Raw genomic sequence first — 22,577 nt, 5'->3', positions numbered from 1 at the left:
TCTCACACCATGTCAGGCGGTGCAGTGGAGCCATGGTCTCCTATATCGGCTCCGGCCCGTACTGCTACAGCAACTCACTCGCCATGCTCATCGGATCCGACGCGCCGCCGGTCGGTCTGATCGAAACCCTCGCCGGCGCACCGTTCGGCGTCGAACTGTATCGCGGCCCCGGGTCGACGCCGGGCGGCATGCCGTTCTTCAGCCCGATCGGCTGGGATCCGGAAATCGGCCTGGACGCGGCCATCGAACTGCTCGGCCGCACCTGCGCGCGCACCACCGGCGGCACACCCGACGAGGCGCTGGACCGACTGCGCGCGGCGGTGTCGCGCGGGCCGGTGCTGGTCGGCCCGGTGGACATGGGCTTGTTGCGGTACCACCCGAACTCCGGAAATGTCGGTGGCGCAGACCATTACGTGATAGCACTGGAGGTCGGCGACGATTGGGTGCTGCTACACGATCCGCAGGGCAACCCGTACGCAACGCTGCCGATCACGGATTTCCTGGAATCCTGGCGCGCCGACCGCATCTCGTACACGAATACGCCGTACATCATGCGATCCGAATTCAGCGTCAACCGCAAAGTAGAACCCCTTGCGGCACTGAAGGATTCGCTACCATACGCGGCGCGCTGGCTCACCGGCGCCGCGCAGCAGGCCGAACAGTTCGCCGAACTCGCCGATGCGGGACTCCCCGACCCGGCCCGCGGCCTGCTGAGCTGGTTCTCCGTCGGGCTCGGCGCGCGCAGACTCAACGACGCATCGACCCACCTGCGCGCGGTCGGCCGCACCGAGGCCGCCGATATCGCCGCCGAACAGTCCAGAATCATCGGCGGACTGCAATATCCGGTGGCCAACAAGGACGATGCCGCCTTCGCCACCGGAATGCGCCGCCTCGCACCCGGTTACGACCGGCTGCGTCAGGCCTTGCAGTGACCGAACCGCCCCACCGAGCCCGCCCGAAACGCGGGCGAGCCGGGCGACGCATCGACCCACCTGCAAGCGGCGGGCCACACCGAAAACCGCGACCGAACAGTCCAGAATCATCGGCGGACTGCGATATCCGGTGGCCGACAAGGATGATGCGGCATTCGCCACCGGAATGCGCCGCCTCGCACCCGGCTACGACCAGCTGCGCCGGGCCTTGCAGTGATCGAACCGCCGCACCGAGCTCACCCGCAACGCTGGCGGGCTCACCGCGATCCGGCGCCTGATCTCGGCCTCACTCCAGCACAGCTCCGAGGTAGCCGTTGTCGCGAGAGCTCGGTGCGGAGCAGCCGAATTCGCCACAGCATCAGTGGAACACGCGGCTGCTCAACTCAAACCAGCAGCGCACCAACGCGTTTCACAGTGCGAATGATCGGCGCGGATTCCAAGGTCGCTACACCGGACACCCCCGCGATCCGTTCGGTGAGATAGCGCCCGAGGTCGACTGCATCGCGGCAGTTGACGGCCGCGACCAGATTGGTCGGGCCCGTCGTCAATCCGACGAAGGCCACCTCGGGATGCCGGGCCAGTTCCGCCCCTACCTCGGCGACCGCCGATGGCTGTGCGCCGATCCACAGCCTGGCCTCGGTGCCGAATCCGAATGCGGCGGCGGGGATATCGAGGCGGAAATGCAGAATCCCACTGCGCCGCAAGATATCCATGCGGCGACGGACGGTGACCTCCGACCAGCCGGTGGCGGTGGCGAGCTCGGCATAGGAGCCGCGGCCGTCCCGGCTGAGGGCGGTCAGCAGCGCGCGCTCGCCATCATCTAAATGCGTTGGTGTAGTGGTGATTTCGCCGAGCTCCGGACGCAGCCGGTCGATCTGGTCCGGCGTCAGTACATCCGGGGCCTGCCACTGGTCCGGCACCTTGAACCCGCCCAGGATGAGATGCGCCGACATCGCGACGATCCGGCTGGTGCGCGGAAGTTTGTGCAGCAGTAGCGATTCCTGGTCGTCGGTACTGCGCGTTTGCACGGTGCACGACACCTCGGTCCCGCCGGAGAGCAGATAGACGAAATGCGTATCGTCGCGGGCGGCAAGCGCCTTCGCCACCGACTCGGCCGCGTCGGGTGTGCAGCGCAGCCGAATGGTCCACTGCGCGTGGCCGAGTCGGCTGCCGTCCACCGCGCCGACCACGCGCATACCGTATTCGGCGCGCAGCCGCCGGTAGCGACGGGCGACGGTGTTCTCCGAAATGCCGAGCACCTCGCCGACCGCCCGGAAGGGAACCCGCCCGTCGATCCGCAGGGCGTGCAGAATTCCGCGATCGACGGAATCCATCTACAATCCTCCATTCGATGACGGTTTCCAGCAATAATAGCCTCGGTTATGTGGACCCATTCGCCCGGCTGACCATGATCGTGCCATGAGCAACGACCCGAATATCCTCGTCCTGGCCGCGACCGGCAACGTCGGCACCCAACTCGTCCACCAGCTGCTCGACGCGGGCCACGGCGTCCGCGCCGCCACCCGCGATCCGGCTACCGCCGAATTCCCGACCCAGGTCCAGGTGGTTCACGCCGATCTGGCCGAGCCGGATACGCTGCGCGCTTGCGTCCGCGACGTCGACGCGGTGTTCCTGCTGTGGCCGCTGCACACCGGCGCGCAATTTCCGAAGGCGCTCGACATCATCGCCGAACGCGCCCGCCGCCTGGTCTTCCTCGGCACCGGCGGCGTCCCGGATCTGCCGTATACCGAACAGCTGCGCCTCGTGCACGGCCTCGGCATCGAATCCGTTGTGCTGCAACCCACCATGTTCGCCGTCAACACGCTGTGGTGGGCCGACCAGATCCGCGCGGGCGATATCGTGCGCGGCAGCCACGGCGATTTGCCGATGTGCCCGATCCACGAGGCGGATATGGCCGCCGTCGCACGGCACGCGCTCACCGAATCCGGCCATGCCGGAGCCACATACACGATGACCGGCCCGCAGGTGCTGACCAGAGCCGAGCAGGTGCGGGTGATCGGCGAGGCGCTGGGCAGACCGCTGCGCTGGGTGGAGCTCACCCGCGCCGAGGAACGCGAACGCATGCTCGCCGATCCGGACTTCCCGGACTCCTATGTCGATGTGCTGCTCGATGGTTTCGACGCGATGCGCACCGGCCCGCAACAGATTCCGACCAGCACCGTCGCCGACATCATCGGCCACCCGCCGCGCACGTTGCACCAGTGGGTGCTCGACCACCGCGCCGAATTCCGCTGAGCCGAAACAGGATCCACTGAACTCAGCAGTAGGAGGAATCACATTGAGCGACAGACCATTTCGCTTCGGCATCGGATTATCCGCCGACGCGTCGATGTCCGACTGGCAGCACCAGGCCCGAGCGGCGGAAGACCTCGGCTACGACGTGATCATGGTGTCGGACCATCTCGGAATGGCCGCGCCGTTCCCGGCATTGACCGCGCTGGCCGCCGTGACCACCCGGCCGCGGCTGGGCACATTCGTACTCAACACAGGTTTCTACAAACCAGCGTTGCTGGCCCGCGACGTATCGAGCACCGACCTGCCGACCGGGGGACGCCTCGAGCTCGGGCTCGGAACCGGTTGGGCACAAGACGAATTCGCCGATGCCGAGCTGCCGTTCCCGCCCGCCGGTCAACGGATCGCGCATGTCGAGCGCACGATAACCGAGCTGCGGCGGCGGTTCGCGACCGGGAATCCGCCGGTGCTGCAACAGCCCGCTCCGCCGATTCTCGTCGCCTGCCGCGGCGATCGGCTGCTCGCGATGGCGGCCGCCAACGCCGACATCATCTCGCTGGCCGGGGTGGATGTGACCGAACGCCCGGTCACCGAGGAGGCCGTCGAGCGGGCGCTCGCCGATCGCATCGAATTCATCCGCGCCGCGGCCGGACGTCCGATCGAGCAACTGGAACTCGGATTGACCATCATGACAGTGCATTTGGACGGCAAAGGCATGCCCGACCTGACGACGCAGCGCATGTTCGCCCCCGGCCTGTCCGACGACGAACTGCTGGCCCTGCCCGGCGTCCTACACGGTTCGCCCGACGACATCGCCGGAACACTCGAGTGCTATCGGCGGAAATATCATCTGACCCACTTCGTCGTGCCCGCCACCGCCATGGCCGACTTCGCCGAGGTGATCGACCGGCTCCGTTGAGCCGCAAACGAAATCGGGGCCGACCGGCTGGCCGACCCCGATTTCATCGCGTTATTTCTTGGTGCGGTCCCGCTTTTCGCGCACGCGCACCGAGATCCGCACCGGCGACCCGTCGAAGCCGAACTCCTCGCGCAGCCGCCGCTCCAGGAACCTGCGGTAGCCCGCCTCCAGGAAGCCGGTGGTGAACAGCACGAACGTCGGCGGGCGGGTGGTGGCCTGGGTGGCGAACAGGATGCGGGGCAGCCTGCCGCCGCGCATCGGCGGCGGCGTGGCCGCGACCACCTCTTTGAGCCAGGTGTTCAGCCGGCCGGTCGGAATCCGCTTATCCCACGACTCCAGCGCGGTTTCCATTGCGGGAACCAGCTTTTGGACGGCGCGCCCGGTGTGCGCGGAAATATTGACCCGCTGCGCCCACGGCACCCGGACCAGTTCCCGGTCCACCTCCTTCTCCAACTGGAGCCGGCGGTCCTCGTCGACCAGATCCCACTTGTTGAAGGCCAGCACCAGCGCCCGGCCGGAATCGGCGACCAGGCTGATCACCCGCAGATCCTGTTCGGTGATCGGCTGCGAGGCGTCGATCAGCATGATCGCCACCTCGGAGGCCTCCAGCGCCGATTTGGTGCGCAGCGAGGCGTAGAACTCGGTCCCGCTGGCATTGGCCACCTTTCGGCGCAGGCCCGCGGTGTCCACGAATTTCCAGATCTTGCCGCCCAATTCGACGAGCGAGTCCACCGGATCCACGGTGGTGCCCGCCACATCGTGCACCACCGAACGCTCATCGCCCGAAAGCTTGTTCAGCAGACTGGATTTGCCGACGTTCGGCTTGCCGACCAGCGCGACGCGGCGTGGGCCGCCGAGGCCGCCGGAACCCTCGCGTGGGGTCTCGGGCAGCACCGCGAGTATGTCGTCGAGCAGGTCGCCGGTGCCGCGGCCGTGCGCGGCGCTGACCATCCTCGGCTCGCCGAGCCCGAGCGACCACAGCGCCGCCGCATCGGCCTCGATGCGCTGATCGTCGACCTTGTTGGCGACCAGGATCACCGGAATCTTGGAGCGGCGCAGCTTCTTCACCGCCGCCTCGTCGGTCGCGGTCGCGCCGACGACCGCGTCCACCACCAGCACGATCGCATCCGCGGTTTCCATCGCCAGCTCGGCCTGCCGCGCCACCGACTGCTGCAGGCCCTTGGCATCAGGCTCCCAGCCGCCGGTGTCCTGAACCCAGAAGCGGCGGCCCGCCCAGAGCGCCTCGTACGAGACGCGGTCCCTGGTGACGCCGGGAATGTCCTCTACGACGGCCTCGCGCCGCCCCAGAATGCGGTTCACCAGCGTCGATTTGCCGACATTCGGGCGGCCGACCACGGCGAGGGTCGGCATGGCGAGCTGTTCCTCGTCCTCCGGCTCACCCGCCAGATCGACGATCTCCCAATCGGATTCGTCGCTCCAGATACCGTCGCCCGCAAGCACGTCTTCCGTCACGACCGCCCCTCTCCGGCCGAAACCTGCTGCGCCACAACGCGATACAACTCGTCGATGACCTCGTCCATATTCATTTCACTGGTGTCGACCAGCACCGCGTCCGCGGCGGGCCGCAGCGGCGACACCTTGCGGGTGGAATCGAGGGTGTCGCGGCGCTGCACGTCGGCGAGCACCGCCGCGTAGTCGTCACCGCGCCCCTCGGCGATGTTCTGCTGATTACGCCGATGCGCCCGCGCCTCGGCCGAGGCGGTCAGATAGATCTTGGCGTCCGCGTCGGGCAGCACGACGGTGCCGATATCGCGGCCCTCGACCACGATCCGCTGCGCCACCAGCGCGATCTCGCGCTGCAGGTCGACGAGCAGTTCGCGCACCTCGGGCACCGCCGATACCGCGGACACCGCCTTGGTCACCGCGTCACCGCGGATCTCCGCCGACACGTCGACACCGTCGAGCTCGATCAGCTCGCGCCGCGGATCGGTGCCGATGCGCAGCGGCAGCTCCTTCACCGCCGCGGCGATGGCGGCCGAATCGGTCAGCTCGATGCCCGCGCGCAGCACGCGCAGGGTGGCGACCCGATACATGGCTCCCGTGTCCAGATAGCGGGCGCCCAGCCGGGTGGCCAACCGCCGCGACACGCTCGACTTACCGGTCCCCGACGGCCCGTCCATCGCGACGACCAGCGGCGACGTGCCCGACAGCCGCTCGGCCCGGACCGGAATCTCCACACCGTTCACAACGACACCGCCTCATACAGTTTGCCGATTTCATCGCGGCCGAGCACCCGCAGCGTGCCCGGACGCTGATCGCCGAGCGCGACCGGCCCGATATGCGTGCGTACCAGCCGGGTCACCGGATGGCCGACCGCGTCGAGCAGCCGCCGCACGATGTGCTTGCGCCCTTCGTGCAACACGATCTTGACCAGAGAACGTCCCTCGCCCAACTCCAGCACCTGGAACCGGTCCACCTTCGCCGGACCGTCCTCCAGTTCGATGCCGTCGCGCAGGCGCTTACCGGTGATCTTGGCGTTGACCTCACCGTTGACCGTCGCGAGATAGGTCTTGGACACCTCGTACGAGGGGTGCATCAGCCGGTGCGCGAGATCGCCGTCGTTGGTGAGCAGCAGCAGCCCCTCGGTATCGGCGTCCAGCCTGCCGACATGGAACAGGCGCTGGCCCGCGGCGATGCGTTCGGCGACGATATCGCCGACGCACGGCCTGCCGAGATCGTCGGACATGGTGGACTGCCAGCCCTTCGGCTTGTTCAGCGCCAGGTGCACCAGTTCCTCGCGGACCATGACGCGGGTGCCGTCCACCCGGACCACCGCATGCTGCGGATCGATCCGCAGCCCCTGTTCGGTGACGATCGCACCGTCCACCTCGACGCGGCCCGCGGCGATCAGCTCCTCGGCGGCGCGGCGCGAGGCGACACCCGCCTTGGCCAGCACCTTCTGCAGCCGTTCGCCCTCACCCCACGGCAGCTTGGTGTGGCCGCCCTCGGCGGGCGCGTCGACGTGCTGGCGGCGGGCCGGTTTGGCGTTGCTCAGCAACGTCGGTTGCTGGGACTGCCGCTGCGGCTTGGCGTTCTTGGTTTTCTTGCCGACCGGCTTACCGGCCGTCGCGGATTCGGTGCGGCGCTGGGTCCCCGGCTCCTGCTTACGCCCGGGTTCCGCTTTGCGTTGCGAATTCCGTTGCGGTGCGGCACTTCCCGCACCATAGCCGGTACCACGGGCACCGGCTCCCCGGCGTGGCGCGCCGTCGCGCTGCCGATCCGGGATGCCGCGTTCGGAGCTCCCCCGCTGTGCCGCACGGGCGCCGCGGCTGGTGCCCGCGGTGCGGCCGGCGCCACCCCGTGCGGGCTGGTCGCCTCTATTTCTACGATCCGGTGTGCCATCTCGGCGAGCGGAAGTATTCATCTGTCCTAATCCTCGGCGCCGAGATCCAGGTCGGTCTCGGCGGGTTTCCTCAGCCTGGTGTAACGGGGGTCCGTATCCAGGCTCTCGTTGATCTCATCGATCAGGTCGACGCCGGGCAGCAGCGGCGCCAACGGTGGCAGGTCGCTCACCGACGCCAACCCGATCCGTTCCAAGAACAGTTCGGTGGTGCAGTAAAGCGTCCCGTTGGTTTCCGGGTCTGCCCCGGCCTCGGCGATCAAGCCCCTGGCCAGCAGGGTCCGCATCACACCGTCGACATTAACGCCACGCACCGCGCTGACCCTGGTCCGGGTCACCGGCTGGCGGTAGGCAATCACCGCCAGCGTTTCCAGAGCCGCCCGCGTCAATTTCGACCGCGAGCCGTCGAGCAGCATCCGTTCCACATACGGCGCGTACTCGCTGCGAGTATAGAAGCGCCAGCCGTCACCGACGAAACGCAGATCGATCCCGCTGCCCCGCTCCGACAGCTCCGCCGACATCGCGCGCAGCGCCGTCTCCACCCGCAGCGCGGTATCCGCCAACGCCGCAGCCAGCTGATCTACCGGGGCCGGAGCGTCGACGACAAGCAACATCGCCTCCAATGCCGCGCGGAACTCGGCATCCCCGAGCGGTTCGGGCGTGAGTTCCGCCACCTCGTCGTCGGAAGCGGCGTCTTCATCGCCGGTGTGATCGAGATCAACGAGATCCGCATCGGTCGCCCGCCCCGCATTCGCCGACACGACAGCATCGGGCGAGTCGGTGGCATCGCCCAAGTCGGCGGTATCGGCCGAGTCGGCGGCATCGGGTGGAGCTGAAGTACCGGTAGAAGTGTCGGCATCAACCGTGATCTCGGCATCGACCGAGGCGGATGCACCCTCCAGACCCGAAGTACGGATAGGGGTTTTGCCACTGGCCGGGATCGCCGCAGCACCCGGGGCGACAACATCGGCCGCAGTAGCAGTCGCGCCGGCATCAACCGAACCAGCATCGTCTGAGGCGACAGCATCCGCCAGGGCCGAAGTACCGGTAGAGGTTTCGGCGTCGACCGAGGTCGCGGCAGCGGACGACGCAGCCGCATCAGCCCGAGCCGCAGCCGCGATCGCAGCGGCGACATCGACCGGAGCAGAGACATCCGCCGAGGCCGACATGTCAACGGAGGCATCGACATCGCCAGACACCGCGGCATCGCCAGAGATCGCGGCATCGGCTGACGCAGCAGCATCAGCCCGAGCCGCGGCGGCAATTGCGGCGGCGACATCGACCGGAGCAGAGGCATCCACCGGGGCCGACTTATCAACAGAGGTATCGACATCGCCAGACACCGCAGCATCGCCAGAGGCACCGGCATCGCCAGAGGTCGCAGCGTCAGCCCGAGCCGCAGCAGCGATCGCCGCAGCGACATCTACCCGGCGAGCGGGAGTATCGACCGAGGCTGCGTCCACGGGAACGGCGGTGTCGGCATCGACGGAGGAGTCCGCGGATTCCTCCGTCCGCCCGCTGAACTCGTTCACCCGTAGTCCTCCTCGATGGTCAATGCCGGTGTGTGCGCCGCCCCGTTCTCCGGATCCCCGATCCAGCTGATCGACAGCGGCCCGAGCGGATCGGGCTGGTCGAATTCGATTGTCTTGCCGCGGTACAGCTCGAGCAGCGCCAGAAAACGGGCGACGATCTCGATCGGTATCGTGCAGTCGGCCACCAGCTCACCGAAGGTGGTCCAGCCGCCGGGACCGCGCAGCTTCAACCGTTCCAGCACCAGCGCGGCCTGTTCGGCGATCGAAATGGCATGTGCGTGCAGGTGTTCCAGACCGACCTTGCGTACCGGCCGGGGCCGGAACGCCGCCGCGGCGATATCGGCGAAACCTGCCGCGTCAACCCCAAGGGTAACCTCCGGCAGCAGGCCGAGGTAACGCTCCTCCAACCCCACCGCGCGCGGATAACGCCGCAGCGCCACCGCCTCCAATTCGCCGAGCAACTCGGCGACCTGCTTGAACGCCCGGTATTGCAGCAGCCGGGCGAAGAGCAGGTCGCGCGCCTCCAGCAGCTCGAGGTCCTCGGCGTCGGTCACCTCGCCGGAGGGCAGCAGCCGCGCCGCCTTCAGATCCAGCAGCGTGGCCGCCACCACCAGGAATTCGGTGGTCTGATCCAGGATCTTGTCCGCGCGCAATTTGTGCTCGTCGGCCAGGCTCGCGGTCAATGCCTTGGTGTAGGCGATGAATTCGTCGGTCACCTTGTGCAGCGCGATCTCGGTGACGTCCAGCTTGCGCGAGCTGATCAACTGCAGCAGCAGGTCGAACGGTCCCTGAAAGTTGCTCAGGCGCAGCTGGAATCCGGATGGCGGCTGCGACTCCTGTTCCGCCGCAACCGGTTCGGCGGACACGGCGGTATCACCCTGCACGACAGCAGGTTCGGTACCGATGGTTTCCGTTGTCGACTGTCGTGCGGATGGGGCAGGCCCGGTCACCGGCCGGACCGGTAGATGACTTCCCGCGCCATCGACCGATATTGTTCGGCTCCACTGGATTTGGGGGCCCAGGTGGTGATGGGTTCACCGGCGACGCTGGCATCGGGGAATCGGACGGTCCGCGAGATCGCCGAATCGTAGACCAGGTCACCGAATACCTCGACAACCCGCGCCATGACCTGCCGGGAATGTAGTAGGCGCGCATCGAACATGGTGACAACGATGCCGTACAGGCTCAGTCGGGGATTCAACCGGTCCCGCACCTTCTCCACGGTGTCGTTGAGCAGGGCGAGGCCGCGCAGCGAAAAGTATTCGCATTCCATCGGAATGATCACGCCGTCCGAACACGCGAGTGCGTTCACCGTGAGCAGACCGAGCGAGGGCTGGCAGTCGATGAGGACATAATCGTAGTTGTCGCGGATGGGCGCGAGCGCGCGGCCGAGCGACTGTTCCCGCCCGACCTCGTTGACCAGCTGGATCTCCGCGGCCGATAGATCGATATTGCTCGGCAGCAGATCCATGCCCTCGACCCGGGTGTGCATCAGCACGTCGTTGATGCCGACCTTGGAGCCGATGAGCAAATTGTGCACGGTGAATTCCAGATCGTGGTGCGCCACACCCAATCCCGCGGACAGCGCGCCCTGCGGATCGAGGTCCACCAGCAGCACCCGCCTGCCGTATTCGGCGAGCGCGGCGCCGAGATTGATGGTCGAGGTGGTCTTGCCGACCCCGCCCTTCTGGTTGCACATGGCGATGATCTGGGCATTGCCGTGCGACTGGACCGGCGCCGGGTCGGGTACCAGGCGCAGCGGGCGCCCCGTCGGACCGAGTGTCGCGTCGTCCGGCAGATCCGCCCCGGACCACACGGCTGCTTCCGCCGCGGCGGCCGAGTACGGACCTCGCGGGCCCATAAGCGGCTGCGCCCCAGCACCCATCGGCGGCTCCGCCGCGTCGGCTGTCGTCACGATCCGCTGCTCCTTATACGTTCCTGCCCGTTTCTTCGCCGAGCCTAGCGAAGCCGATCAGGCCCGACCTCGCTTACGGCTCCTCCTCGCTGGCGCTCGGTTCCGCCGTGCGCGATGCGCGCTGTATCTGATGGTTCGCTCTCTTCGTTCGCTCACGTACGGTCCAGCTTCCGATAGACGCTACCGCCCGATCGCTCGAGATCCACGCTCGGACACGCGACAGCGGTTTTCCGGCGATTCGCGGATAAGTCTCGAATACGCCATCCACGCCTTTCCGGCCGGTCGATACCGGCCGTTTCGTCCGAATTCGCGGTCGGGTGTGTCGCGCCGCATGGGTTTCGTGTTCGTGTACACCGCGATCCGCTGCGCGCGAACACAAATGGTATGCGCAGCGGCGGTCAACGCGCCCGGGGATGCGCGGTCGCCCAGACTTCGCGCAGGGTATTGACGGTCACCAGGGTGTAGATCTGGGTCGTCGTCACCGAGGCGTGCCCCAGAAGTTCTTGTACGACACGCACATCCGCGCCGCCGTCGAGCAGATGCGTGGCGAACGAATGCCGCAGCGTATGCGGTGAGACCGCCGCGTCGATGCCCGCGCGCTCGGCCGCGGTCTGCAGCACCTGCCACGCGCTCTGCCGCGACAACCGCCCGCCGCGCGCGTTCAGGAACAGCGCACCGGCGTTCGCCTTGCCGCGCGCGGCGAGCAGCGGCCTGCCGCGCACCAGGTACGCGTCGACCGCGGCGAGCGCGGGCCTGCCGATCGGCACCATGCGCTGCTTACCGCCCTTGCCGTGCAACACCACCGCCCGCTCGGCGGTGTCCAGATCGTCGACGTCGAGCCCGACCATCTCCGAGATCCGGGCGCCGGTCGAATACAGCAGCTCGAGCAGTGCCCGGTCGCGCAGCCCGCGCGGCCCGCCATCCGCGCCGTCACCGTCCACCGGGCCGCCCGCCGCCTCCAGCACCCGCAGCACCTGTTCGTACGGAAGGGCTTTCGGCAACCGGCGGCCGGGCGCGGGCGGTTTCACCGCGTGCGCGACATCGGTGACGGTGAGTCCCTCGGCGGCGGCGAACCGGTGCAGCCCGCGCACCGCGATCAGTGCCCGCGCCACCGAACTCGCGGCCAGCGGCGGATGCTGCGGACCACCGGCCCGCAGCGCCATGATGAACTCGGCGACATCACCCTCGGTCACCGCGTCCAGCGCCGGAATACCGCGCCCGGTAAGGAAATTCCGGTAGCGGTCCAGATCGCGCCGGTAGGCGCCGAGCGTATTGCGCGCCGCGCCGCGCTCGACGGCGAGATGGTCGAGATAGGCGTCGATCTCGCGCGCGAGCACCATGGGGCGCCCCGTCAGGCTTCCGACTGCTGTTGCGCGGCTTTGCGTTCCAGGAACGCGGTGGGCTGTCCCGGCCACGGCGCATCGGCGGGGCGCGGCGCGATACCGCTCGCCCGCGCGGCGGCCAGCGCGAGCACACCCGCGACGGCGGTGGCGTTGGAGATCTCCCCGCCAGCGCCGCGCGCACCGCCTCCGCCACCGGCAGCCGCACCAGCTCCAGATCGGCCTCCTCGAATTCCGGTTCGGGACGGTCGGTTTCGGAAAGACCGCTGGCGAGGTACACGCGCAGCGCCTCATCGGTGAAGCCGGGCGAGAGCGCGACATCCACCAGCACCGACCAGTCCCGCGCCGCCAGCCCGGTCTCCTCGGCGAGCTCGCGCCGCGCCGCCGTCAACGGGTCCTCGCCCGGCACGTCGAGTAGCCCGGCGGGCAGCTCGAGCAGCCGGGCGCCGACCGGATGCCGGTACTGGCGGATCAGCACCACGTTGTCGGCATCGTCGACGGCGAGAACGGCCACCGCGCCGTGATGTTCGACCACCTCGCGTTCGACGACCTTGCCGCCCGGCATGGCCACCTTGTCGAGCCGCAGCGCGAGGATCGCGCCACTGTAGACGGTCCTACTCGCCACCGTCTCGAAATCGTGGCTCCCCGGACCGTTCACTCAGGCACCCTGCTCCGCGTCGGCGAATTCTTCCTCACCCGGGATGTCGACCGGAAGACGTTCGGCCAGTTTGTATTTCAGCGCCGCCGCGATGAGCGCCGCGAACAGCGGATGCGGCCGGGTCGGGCGGCTCTTCAACTCGGGATGCGCCTGGGTCGCCACGAAGAAGGGGTGCACGTCGGCGGGCAGCTCGACGAATTCGACCAGGTGCCCGTCCGGCGAGGTGCCGCTGAACTTCAGCCCGCTCTGCGCGATCTTGTCGCGGTAGGCGTTGTTCACCTCGAAGCGGTGCCGGTGCCGCTCCGACACCTGCTCACCGCCGTAAGCCTGGGCGACAACCGAACCCTTTTCCAGCACAGCGGGATACGCGCCGAGCCGCATGGTGCCGCCGAGATCGGCCGCGCCCGCCACCGCGTCTCGCTGATCGGCCATCGTCGAAATCACCGGATGCGGTGTGTCCGGATCGAATTCGGCCGAGCTCGCCTCGATCAGGCCGGCCGAGCGGGCCGCCTCGATCACCACGCACTGCAGGCCCAGGCACAGCCCGAGCAGCGGAATACCGCGTGTCCGTGCGTATTTCACCGCACCGATCTTGCCCTCGATGCCGCGGATGCCGAAGCCGCCGGGAATCAGCACCGCGTCCACCTCGCGCAGCGCCGCCTGTGCGCCCGACGGGGTCTCGCATTCGTCCGATGGCACCCAGCGGATGTTCACCTTGGCCCGCGAGGCGAAGCCGCCCGCGCGCAGCGCCTCGGTCACCGACAGGTACGCGTCGGGCAGGTCGACGTACTTGCCGACCAGCGCCACCTCGACGGTTTCCCGCGGCGAATGCACCCGCTCCAGCAGGTCGCCCCAGACGGTCCAGTCCACGTCGCGGAACGGCAGCCCGAGCTTGCGCACCACGTAGGCGTCGAGGCCCTCGCGATGCAGCACGCGCGGAATGTCGTAGATCGACGGTGCGTCCGGGGTGGAGATGCACGCGTCGACGTCGACGTCGCACATCAGCGCGATCTTGCTCTTCAGACCCTGCGGCACCTCGCGGTCGCAGCGCAGGATCAGCGCGTCCGGCTGGATACCGATGCTGCGCAGCGCCGCCACCGAATGCTGGGTCGGCTTGGTCTTCAGCTCACCCGACGGCGCCAGGTACGGCACCAGCGACACGTGCAGGAAGAAGACGTTCTCCCGGCCGACGTCGTGACGGATCTGCCTGGCCGCCTCCAGAAACGGCTGCGACTCGATATCGCCTACGGTGCCGCCGATTTCGGTGATCACCACATCCGGGGTCTGCCCCTGCAGATCCGGACCGGCCATAGCGATGATCCGGCTCTTGATCTCATCGGTGATGTGCGGAATCACCTGCACCGTATCGCCGAGGTATTCGCCGCGGCGCTCCTTGGCGATGACCGACGAATAGATTTGCCCGGTGGTCACATTCGCGTCCCTGGACAGATCCCGGTCGAGGAATCGCTCGTAGTGGCCGACGTCGAGATCGGTCTCCGCACCGTCCTCGGTCACGAACACCTCTCCGTGCTGGAACGGATTCATGGTGCCCGGATCGACATTCAAGTACGGGTCCAGCTTCTGCATGGTGACCCGCAGTCCACGCGCCGTCAGCAGCTGTCCGAGGCTGGAGGCGGTAAGACCCTTACCCAGAGAGGAGGCGACACCACCGCTGACGAAGATGTGCTTCGTGGCCGTTCGCGCCTGAATCCGTGTTTGACCCACGGGTCTTCACGGTAACACGGAAAGGGGGTCCGGATCGAACGCCACGCGCGTTTGCCATCCGGTGACTGGGCCGCGGTCAGCGTGGCATCGCCGCGAGTGTGAGCGACGTCGCCTTGGTGCCGGTGCCGTATCGGCCCGCGCCGCCGCTGAGCTGTTCGGTCAGGCCGAGGGCGGTGGTGACGCGGCCGATCTCGCGGTCCAGGTTGTCGACGGTGGTTACGCTGCCCGCCAGCGTGGCGTCGGAGCGGACCGCGGCGATCGGCCCCGGCGTATCGGCCGATCCGGCGCGTCCGGCCAGTACGACACCCGCGCCGCGGCCACGCAGCGCTCCGGCGAACCGCGCGAGATTCGAACCCTGGTTGTTCTCACCGGATTTCGCGCCGTTGCCGGTGACGACGACCGCCAGCTGCGCGGGCCGCACCGCAGGATCCCCGTACGCGAGGAAGCCGCCGCCGCGCAGCGTCTCCAAGGCCAGCCCCAGCTCCTGCGGGGTGCTGCGCGGTTGCGCGTTGCTCGGATCGAGCAGCAGCACCAGGCCGAGCAGGTCGCCGGCCAGGCTGCCCTGGTCCACCGCGCCGGTGCGCAGCTGGGCGCCCGCCGGGATGACGTTGGTGATGGCCGTGCGCAGCCGGTCGCCCTCGGTGGCGTCGAGGAAGGCATCGGTGAGCGCGATCTTGCCGGTGACGGTGGCATTGGCGGTTTCCAACGCCTTGGTGACGCCCTCGACGTCGGCCGGATCGGCGTCGGGTGCGGTGAAGACCGCGACGGTGCGATCGGCGAGGGTGCCGCCGAGGATGCGGCCCGCCGAGCCGGCGATGAACCGGTCGGCCGCGTTCAGCTGATCGGTCAGTTTGCGATTCTGGTCGGCCGTCGAATCGAGCTGCTGGCGCAGATCCGTCTTGTCCGCGCGCAGCCCGGATAGCAGGTCGGCGGCCAGCGTCTGCGAGCCGAGCACCACCCCGATGGCGAGTGCGAGGAAGATGGCGGCGATGGAGATTGCGTGCTGGCGAAGCGAAATCATCTGCGTCCCTTGCTACTTTCGCTCGACGTAATGTGCCAGGAACCGATGTCCCCAGTGCGAGAGCCGATGCCAGCTGTCCAAACCCCAATTCAGCAGGTCGGTACCGGAATTCGAGGCGAGCAGCACCACGATCACCGCGATCAGCGCCGCGAGCACCACCAGCGCGATCGCGGTGCCCGACATCCGGTTTCGGTACAGCGTGGCGACGGCTTTCGCATCCATCAGCTTGGTGCCGAGCTTCAGCCGGGTCAGGAAGGTGGCCGGATTGCTGTCGCGGCGGCTGCGGTCGAAGAAATCGTCGAGCGAGGCGGCCGCGCCGACGGTCACGATGAGCGCGGCGCCGTGGTGGTGGGCCAGCAGCAGCGCCAGATCGGCGGGTGCGCCGGAGGACGGGAAGGTGGTGGCCCCGATGCCTAGGTCCTGGATGCGTTCCAAACCCTTCGCATGCCCGTCGGTGTCCGCGGGCAGGATCATTTCCGCACCGGATTTCAAAGTGGCCGTGGTGATTTCGTCAGGATCGCCGACGATGAGATCGGGTTTGTAGCCCTGCTTCATCATGGTGTCGGCGCCGCGGCCGACACCGACCATGATCGGCGCGTACTCCTTGATGAACGGCTTGAGCCGCTTGAGGTCGTCGGCGTGGTCGGGCCCGTCGGCCACCACGACCACCTGCCGGTGCTTCATGTTCAATTCCAGCTCCGGCACACCGATTCCATCGATGAGCAGGGCGCTTTCGGTGCGGATGAACTCGATCGTGTTGCCGGCGAACGCCTCCAGATGATCGGCGAGACCGTTGCGCGCCTCGATCATCCGGTCGGCGATGGCCGATTCGGTGAGCTCGATGCCCTCGACCAGGACCTCGGGTTCCTTCTTGGTCACCTTGTCGGCGTAGACGACGCCCTCGTCGATGCGGACCTTGACACCGTCCTTGATCCTGCCGAAGGCATCCGAGGTGACCGTATCCAACAGCAGAATTCCGTTGGCCACCAACACTTCCGGGCCCAGATTCGGATAGCGGCCGGAGATCGACGGCGAGGTGTTCACCACCGCGACCACCCCGGCCTCGACCAGCCGGTCGGCGGTGACGCGGTCCAGGTCCATCTCGTCGAGCACCACGACATCCCCCGGCCCGACCCGCTTGAGCAGACGCCTGGTATTGCGGTCGACCCTGGCTATCCCGGTCAGTCCGGGCAGCGTCTCGGTGTTCTTCGACAGCAGTGCCAGCATCCTCATGGCCCGATGATGGCCGCAAACCCTCAACTAATGGTGGAGGCGCGCCGCACCATGCGTCACATTCGTCACTGTGATACTTCCGGTTACCGCGGTCGGTTCGTGCCGGCGTCAGCTGCGTGGGTCGGGAAAGCTGACCGTTATGGGGTCCGGATCGAACGGGCGGGTTGCGCCCAGATGATCATCCGGAGGTACTGGCCTGCGCGGTTCGCGGACACCCGCGGCGCCGCCACTGGGGTCGCCGCGGTACTTCACTTTGGTCTGTTTTGCCTTATCCCGACCGCGGCCCATGGCTGACCTCGCATTACTATCGGGCTGCCCGAAGATTCATCGGCGGCCGATTCTCTTTACTGAAAGCCACTTTAGGCGTGTCCGGCGCAACCAGGGATCATGCAGGAATCAGTCGTCGGTCAGCTGCTTGCGAAACTCCTGCCGCCATTGGGGGTCCTGACGGCAGCCTATGACCAAGCCCAGGGCTTCCCGGACCGGCAGGCTGAGCGCGTCGGCCAGGGCGCGGGCGGCCATGGCGCGGTCCTGCCAGACAGACCGGTCGTTCCAGTCGGCGTATATCACTTGGGCCTCGGCGTGAACGCGGCGCAGCCGCAGGTCAAGTGCGGAATCGTCGGTGATGCCGGGGCGATCCTCCGCGCTGAGCAGGGGCAGTGCGTCGGTGACCTCGCGATAGGTGTCGAGTCCGGTCTCGGCGGCCAGTGCCGACATCTGCATGGCGAGTGCGCGGCGCAGGCGCTCGGGCGGCGCGGCGTCGACGAGGGAGGCAAATCGGTCAGGCACGGGTACCCCGGAGTTGTTGTCCGGCAGCAGAGGAAGGATCCGCGCGCTGTCGAGTTCACCGTCCAGGCCAGGCGGCGGCAGTAGGATGCCGCAGCGGCGAACGACCGCATCACACACCGCCAGCAGCCGTTCCCGCCACTGCTCGGGTGTTGGTTCCTGACCGCCGTACGGCGGCAGACCGGGGAAGATCTCGAACGGGTCGCGCCCGCAGTCAGGCGGGACGGCCCATTGCAGCGCGGCCCACTGAGTGTTGTACTTCGTCACCAGTTCGCCGTTGTCGAAAAGAGACACCGAGATAGGGCCGCTTTCACCCCAATAGCTGACCGACACCGCACGGGTGCCACGGGACATGCGGCGCAGCACCTCATCGCGTGTGCCCTCCAAAATATGGTGACCTTCCTCGATGCCGAACGCCCAACCGCCGTGGGTTCCCACACGGACCACCGGCAGCAGCACGGCAGGGTTCTGCCGCTGGTCCGGAATTTCCGCCTCCTCCCTCCACCGTGGGCGCCGGGTCTCGGGCAACGCGCCGAACCGGCGCAGGAGTTCGGTCTCGTCCAAGGCCTGCGCGAAGGTCAGGCAGAAATTGTCGTACCCGCTGGGCCAGGTCTTGTTCGGCGTGGTTTGCGCAGTCGTCCGGCGTGGCGCGGCGATGACCGGGTCGGCGAGCCCGCGGTCGAACAGGGACCGCGGCTCGGGTCGCCGTTCGGGAGTGAGCTCCCACAGCAGCATCCCGTCGTCGACGACAGGCACATACGACAGCCCAACCGTCATGGCGGTTCCGCTCTCCAGGGAGTCGGCGACCTGTTTCATGAAGGCTCCCAGGCTTCCCCATTCCCCGAATATCGTGCCCTCGGCCTCCGCATCCTCGCCCACCGCGCCGAACGACTCGCCTGGACGGCAATCCACGACCAACGCGTCCGCACTGATGTTGCGGGCGAAAGCCAGGAAATCCCGGTGCCAGTAGCCCCCGGGTCCCTCGAGTAAGCCCTCGGGTCCCTCGACTACCCCGTCCTCGGCGTACCTGGCCCACGTCTCCTGCTTGCTCAAGCCCGAGGAGACGATCTGGGCGAGGGTGTAGGGCTCGAAGCCGGGAAAGCTGAAACCTCCCTCCTCGGGGGAGACGTAACCCCGCTTCCCAGGGGAGACTCCGTCGTGGTGCCGCAGATACGCGACCAGATCCGCGGGGAACTCCACTCCCAGCTCGGCAGCCGCGGCGCTGATCGCCTCCTGCGAGGCGGGCGGGCGCAGGGATGCGAACGTGCGCGGCGCGTTCGCGGCGAGCCAGGAGTCGATCCGTCGCCAGGACTCTTCCATGAGAGAAACGTGCATCGTCGGATCATCACATCTACCTCTGACATCGATGCCTGCTCCGGAGGCCACCTCGGCCGATACGGGCGACGGTCTCAACCCTGCCGTCAAGCCGACCACGCTGATCAGTGCAATGCCAGCCGAGGCCATCCACATCGAGCACACCGATGCGTTGTGTGCCCTCGGGGGCCGCTCTTCTGCACGGACTGTTGATCATGTAGGTCTATCTTCGTTCCCCGGAAGGGCAAAGATCGAGGCTAACGTGACGAGTTAATTCGTTGGGTGATCGCCTGCATCAGCGCGGTGGTCAGGTGCTCGGCGTCGGAGAAACGCGAGGCAGATACACACACGACGATCTTGTCGACAACTGCGAGTATCACTTCCGTCGAATATTGGGGGAAGTCCGCTTGGAAGTCTTGATGACTGATGAATGTCCATCGCAGCGATGTAGGGTTGATATCTCGCAGCTCGATGGAGAATGGGCCGGAAACAATATCCGAGACTTTCACTGCTAAGGTTCCCGACGTGTTTCCGCACGCGCGAACCCTATCAGCGATACCTGTATAGGCGCGTTGGGCCGAGGACGCGTCCGGATAAGCTGCCACAGTCTGAATTATCCGATAATCGGAGCCCTCCGGTCCCAAACGCCTGTACTGCGAGTACCCTGTCCAGCCAGCGATATCGAAGTTATACGACTGCCGGACCGCATCGCTACATTGGCTCGGTTCGATATTTTTGAGGTCAGGCCATGGAGATTTCGTATCGGGCGGTTCGGAAAACCCGGCGGTACGCCATTGTTCGGGCCCGTCCCGGCTTGTGCGCAACGCCTTCATTTCATCTTCGTGGAGCAGGAGCGAAGCCAGCCGGTTATCCAGGGCAGCATCACGCTTCATACTCGACGAAGAGGCCACAGTCGATGTCGACGACACCACGGTCGATGATGGCGATGGCGCGACTGAGCCCGATGAACACCCTGATAAGATAATCGCGATTGCAATGGAAAACGCGATTCGGTACACGATCATCCCCCTTAGGTTGTCCACGGACGCAGCTATCGACATCACGTTCGCTGCGCCGGGTCGACCGACGCTAACGTGACGATGTAATTCGCTGGGTTAGCGCCTGCATCAGTGCGGTGGTGAGGTGCTCGGAGTCGGAGAAACGTGAGGCAGATGTGCACACCACAATATTGTTGACAACTGCGAGCATCACTTCCGTCGAATATTGGGGTGAGCTTGCTTCGTAGAATCGATGACTGATGTATGTCCACCGCAGGGAGGTATCATTGTTATCACGCATCTCCATGGAAAATGGTCCGACAATAGGTGTTCCCCCCGAGACATTCACCCCTACAGTTCCCGACATGTTTCCACACGCGCGAACCTTATCAGCGATACCCGCATACGCGTGTTTCGCCGCGGACATATCTGGATAAGCCGCCACGCTCTGTGATATCTCATATTTGGACCCCTCGTTCCCGAAACGCCTGAACCGCGCGAACCCTGTCCAGCCAGCGATATCGAAGTTGTACGACTGCCGAACGGCATCGCCGCATTTGCCCGGCTCGACAATTCTGACGTCTGGGGGTGGAAGCAACGTATCGTATGGCTCAGAAGTCCTCTTACTGAACCATTCTCGAACCCCGTCCCGATTGAACCCAGGCAGGTCCTGACCCGTGCGCAGCGCATCGACTTCACCTTCGTCGAGCAGGAACGAAGCGAGCCGGTCATCCAGGGCAGCATCACGCTTTACGCTCGACGAAGGTGTCACAGTCGACGACGACGATACGTTCGACGACGGTGGCGAAGCGACGGGGCTCGATGAACACCCCGATAATATAGCCACAATTGCAACTAGAAAAGCGATTCGGAACACGACCCTCCCCTTAGGTTGTACACAGACGCAGCAATCGACAGCACGTTTCGGCGTACGGGTTGACCGGGACCCTTATCGGGATTCGGCCACATTATACGCATGTGTTCTGCCGGAGGATATTGTTCACTCGCGCAGCACGTACCGAGCAGTAGTCGGAGTTATTGACAAAAGGCGCCTGATCCTCCTCCAGCTTGCCGTATAGGGCCTTCGCGTTGTCCCAGTTGGCCTCATAACTCGGATAAGGGCCGCCCCCATTATGCAGCTCCAGCATGGCAGGGCGCTGAATAGCTTGTGCAATCGCCCAAGGCGGTAAAGACTTCGGAGAACCATCCGCTATCTTGATAGTCGGATTCCGTTCCTTCGGCTCGTAAAGATACTGACTTTCAGCGGACGGGTCGATAGCTATTCCACGATCTCGGGTGTAAGTCCAAATACCATCGGCTAGCACACCACTCGGCGTACATCGGCCTTTGTAGAACATTGTTGCAGCCTGCACCGGATCCATGATCTCGTCGGCAGTTCCCCAGTACCCGTTTTTATCGAACGGATGCTGCTGGAAAATTCCGGCACCACTTTCTTTATCCGAGTCCTCGGTGTGACCCATGCACTTTTTCCCATTGCGGCCGTCCGCTTTTTCTTCCGAGCCAGCTATGGTCTTGTCGCCGATATTGTACATGTGGCTTTCGAGCAACGCGGTCATCAACGCGAGCTGGATCTCTTCCTTCTTCATCCCGAGACAACGCCCTACCGCATAAATATCTCGAGCGTTCCTCTTCTGCTCTTCAGTGAAGTCACCCCACGTCAACCCGCCAGTAATGTGACATTTTGTGTCCCAGTTATCCGGATTGCCATACCCAGGAGCGGGGGCGGCGACGGGCTGGATATTCTTGTACGCGGCCTCGATCTTCTGCCCAGCGAGCTTCTCCGCGTATTCATACCCGTCGAGCGCTCCCCGAAGTGCGACAGAGTTGTTTTGCAAACTCTCCGACCACGCCGTGTCATTTGCGCCCGATACATCCTGAATCGACCAATCATTACCGACTTTGAAGCCGTTGGCCTCCAGCTGTGCGACAGTGCTGAGCACTTTCGCTTTGGCGGTGCTCAGGTCCGCCGCCGCACTGGTGACCGAGGTTTGCAACTGTTCTACGCCCTCGGCGTTGGCTCGCAGTCGCCGCATGTGGTTGTCGAGGCTATCGCTGGCGCTGTCGGCTGCCGAACCTCGCCAGCCGTCGTCGAGATCGTGCCAGATTTGTTCGTGCGTTTTGGCGTGCTGCGTCAGTTCCTCGTGAACATTTCCCACTTGTGTCGCGAGCCCGTGTAACGCGCTGGGATCGACCGCTTCCAGTTGCGCTCGGGTCAGCTTCACTGGGCAGTTGCCTGTTTGATCGCGTCGGCGCTGGTTTGGTCCTGCTTCGAAATCTCGCTCACCACTCGCGCGAATCCTTCGCTGGTGGACTGCACCAACCCGGCATGGCTGGTCAGCGCCGAATCGAGAACGTTCGCACCGTTGCCGAGGATCGCGGCCAGGTCTGATCCGACGAAAGAGTTCGCGGTACTGGCGAAATCCACTGACCCGACCAAAGCCGTCAGGCTGCTGCCGGCCGCATCGAGGAGCCGCGCATGCTGGGCGACCTTTTCGGTGTCCAAATAGAATCCGGTCGCCCCACAACAACCGCCCGGCTTGCTGTAAATCGCCATTCGATGCTCCTCCCC

The 22,577-nt window shown here is 66.0% G+C and carries 19 protein-coding genes and 1 pseudogene; 3 read left to right on the top strand and 17 right to left on the bottom strand.

Features of this window, described 5'->3' with window-relative positions; translation table 11 throughout:
- Positions 1–32: 32 nt before the first annotated feature.
- Positions 33–932 (top strand): hypothetical protein, encoded by a 900-nt coding sequence (locus tag F5544_RS17430; RefSeq protein WP_167474166.1) that lies wholly within the window; start codon positions 33–35, stop codon positions 930–932.
- A 383-nt stretch (positions 933–1,315) separates the two neighbouring features.
- Here F5544_RS17430 and F5544_RS17425 read toward each other — a convergent pair whose 3' ends face one another.
- Entirely contained in the window at positions 1,316–2,266 is a 951-nt protein-coding gene (locus F5544_RS17425) for an Lrp/AsnC family transcriptional regulator (protein WP_167474165.1), read from the bottom strand.
- A gap of 85 nt (positions 2,267–2,351) precedes the next feature.
- On the opposite strand from F5544_RS17425, the gene F5544_RS46375 reads away from it, so the two are divergent.
- Positions 2,352–3,188, top strand: a complete 837-nt coding sequence (locus tag F5544_RS46375) for an SDR family oxidoreductase (RefSeq protein ID WP_167474164.1) — start codon at positions 2,352–2,354, stop codon at positions 3,186–3,188.
- A gap of 43 nt (positions 3,189–3,231) precedes the next feature.
- Entirely contained in the window at positions 3,232–4,104 is an 873-nt protein-coding gene (locus F5544_RS17415; protein ID WP_238847295.1) for a TIGR03621 family F420-dependent LLM class oxidoreductase, read from the top strand.
- Between the two features lie 51 nt (positions 4,105–4,155).
- Here F5544_RS17415 and der read toward each other — a convergent pair whose 3' ends face one another.
- The 16 genes and pseudogenes from der to F5544_RS17335 form a co-directional block, all read right to left on the bottom strand.
- Positions 4,156–5,577, bottom strand: coding sequence for a ribosome biogenesis GTPase Der (gene der, locus F5544_RS17410; protein WP_167474163.1), 1,422 nt, complete (start codon positions 5,575–5,577; stop codon positions 4,156–4,158).
- Positions 5,574–6,245 (bottom strand): (d)CMP kinase, encoded by a 672-nt coding sequence (gene cmk / locus F5544_RS17405; RefSeq protein WP_167479270.1) that lies wholly within the window; start codon positions 6,243–6,245, stop codon positions 5,574–5,576. Before cmk ends, der begins: the two co-directional genes overlap by 4 nt.
- Positions 6,246–6,307: 62 nt before the next feature.
- Positions 6,308–7,489, bottom strand: a complete 1,182-nt coding sequence (locus tag F5544_RS17400; protein WP_167474162.1) for a pseudouridine synthase — start codon at positions 7,487–7,489, stop codon at positions 6,308–6,310.
- A gap of 5 nt (positions 7,490–7,494) precedes the next feature.
- Positions 7,495–8,139, bottom strand: a complete 645-nt coding sequence (gene scpB, locus F5544_RS17395) for an SMC-Scp complex subunit ScpB (protein WP_238847461.1) — start codon at positions 8,137–8,139, stop codon at positions 7,495–7,497.
- An 854-nt stretch (positions 8,140–8,993) separates the two neighbouring features.
- The gene (locus tag F5544_RS17390; RefSeq protein WP_167474161.1) at positions 8,994–9,863 is read right to left on the bottom strand and encodes a segregation and condensation protein A; all 870 of its coding nucleotides are present in this window, start codon (positions 9,861–9,863) and stop codon (positions 8,994–8,996) included.
- 80 nt (positions 9,864–9,943) lie between these two features.
- Positions 9,944–10,882 (bottom strand): ParA family protein, encoded by a 939-nt coding sequence (locus tag F5544_RS17385; protein WP_167479268.1) that lies wholly within the window; start codon positions 10,880–10,882, stop codon positions 9,944–9,946.
- Positions 10,883–11,310: 428 nt separating this feature from the next.
- Positions 11,311–12,252 (bottom strand): site-specific tyrosine recombinase XerD, encoded by a 942-nt coding sequence (xerD, locus tag F5544_RS17380; protein ID WP_167474160.1) that lies wholly within the window; start codon positions 12,250–12,252, stop codon positions 11,311–11,313.
- A gap of 11 nt (positions 12,253–12,263) precedes the next feature.
- Positions 12,264–12,910, bottom strand: a pseudogene (locus tag F5544_RS17375) (NUDIX domain-containing protein).
- Positions 12,911–14,635 carry a CTP synthase gene (locus F5544_RS17370; protein WP_167474159.1) on the bottom strand — a complete coding sequence of 575 codons (1,725 nt, stop codon included), beginning with the start codon at positions 14,633–14,635 and terminating at the stop codon, positions 12,911–12,913.
- Positions 14,636–14,711: 76 nt separating this feature from the next.
- On the bottom strand, positions 14,712–15,656 hold the full coding sequence (locus F5544_RS17365) for a copper transporter (protein WP_167474158.1): 945 nt from the start codon (positions 15,654–15,656) through the stop codon (positions 14,712–14,714).
- Between the two features lie 12 nt (positions 15,657–15,668).
- On the bottom strand, positions 15,669–16,889 hold the full coding sequence (gene steA / locus F5544_RS17360) for a putative cytokinetic ring protein SteA (RefSeq protein ID WP_167474157.1): 1,221 nt from the start codon (positions 16,887–16,889) through the stop codon (positions 15,669–15,671).
- A 396-nt stretch (positions 16,890–17,285) separates the two neighbouring features.
- Entirely contained in the window at positions 17,286–19,145 is a 1,860-nt protein-coding gene (locus F5544_RS17355) for an SMI1/KNR4 family protein (RefSeq protein ID WP_167474156.1), read from the bottom strand.
- A 101-nt stretch (positions 19,146–19,246) separates the two neighbouring features.
- Complete coding sequence (locus F5544_RS17350; RefSeq protein WP_167474155.1) at positions 19,247–19,882, bottom strand: sensor domain-containing protein; 636 nt, start codon at positions 19,880–19,882, stop codon at positions 19,247–19,249.
- A gap of 196 nt (positions 19,883–20,078) precedes the next feature.
- On the bottom strand, positions 20,079–20,759 hold the full coding sequence (locus F5544_RS17345; RefSeq protein ID WP_167474154.1) for a sensor domain-containing protein: 681 nt from the start codon (positions 20,757–20,759) through the stop codon (positions 20,079–20,081).
- Positions 20,760–20,955: 196 nt separating this feature from the next.
- On the bottom strand, positions 20,956–22,230 hold the full coding sequence (locus F5544_RS17340) for a WXG100 family type VII secretion target (protein WP_167474153.1): 1,275 nt from the start codon (positions 22,228–22,230) through the stop codon (positions 20,956–20,958).
- Entirely contained in the window at positions 22,227–22,562 is a 336-nt protein-coding gene (locus F5544_RS17335) for a hypothetical protein (protein WP_167474152.1), read from the bottom strand. Before F5544_RS17335 ends, F5544_RS17340 begins: the two co-directional genes overlap by 4 nt.
- Between the last annotated feature and the right edge of the window lie 15 nt (positions 22,563–22,577).

The sequence above is a fragment of the Nocardia arthritidis genome (genome assembly GCF_011801145.1).
Taxonomy (GTDB): domain Bacteria; phylum Actinomycetota; class Actinomycetes; order Mycobacteriales; family Mycobacteriaceae; genus Nocardia; species Nocardia arthritidis_A.
The sequence above is the reverse complement of the archived record's forward strand: the minus strand, read 5'-3'. Positions and strand labels throughout refer to the sequence as shown.

Coding starts and splice junctions, on each gene's coding strand:
- F5544_RS17430 (WP_167474166.1), top strand. CDS start 33: ATGGTCTCCTATATCGGCTCCGGCCCGTACTGCTACAGCAACTCACTC.
- F5544_RS17400 (WP_167474162.1), bottom strand. CDS start 7,489: ATGAATACTTCCGCTCGCCGAGATGGCACACCGGATCGTAGAAATAGA.
- F5544_RS17350 (WP_167474155.1), bottom strand. CDS start 19,882: ATGAAGCGTGATGCTGCCCTGGATAACCGGCTGGCTTCGCTCCTGCTC.
- cmk (WP_167479270.1), bottom strand. CDS start 6,245: ATGGACGGGCCGTCGGGGACCGGTAAGTCGAGCGTGTCGCGGCGGTTG.
- F5544_RS17355 (WP_167474156.1), bottom strand. CDS start 19,145: ATGTGGATGGCCTCGGCTGGCATTGCACTGATCAGCGTGGTCGGCTTG.
- F5544_RS17425 (WP_167474165.1), bottom strand. CDS start 2,266: ATGGATTCCGTCGATCGCGGAATTCTGCACGCCCTGCGGATCGACGGG.
- xerD (WP_167474160.1), bottom strand. CDS start 12,252: ATGGTGCTCGCGCGCGAGATCGACGCCTATCTCGACCATCTCGCCGTC.
- steA (WP_167474157.1), bottom strand. CDS start 16,889: ATGAGGATGCTGGCACTGCTGTCGAAGAACACCGAGACGCTGCCCGGA.
- F5544_RS17385 (WP_167479268.1), bottom strand. CDS start 10,882: ATGGGTGCTGGGGCGCAGCCGCTTATGGGCCCGCGAGGTCCGTACTCG.
- F5544_RS17365 (WP_167474158.1), bottom strand. CDS start 15,656: ATGATTTCGCTTCGCCAGCACGCAATCTCCATCGCCGCCATCTTCCTC.
- F5544_RS17335 (WP_167474152.1), bottom strand. CDS start 22,562: ATGGCGATTTACAGCAAGCCGGGCGGTTGTTGTGGGGCGACCGGATTC.
- F5544_RS46375 (WP_167474164.1), top strand. CDS start 2,352: ATGAGCAACGACCCGAATATCCTCGTCCTGGCCGCGACCGGCAACGTC.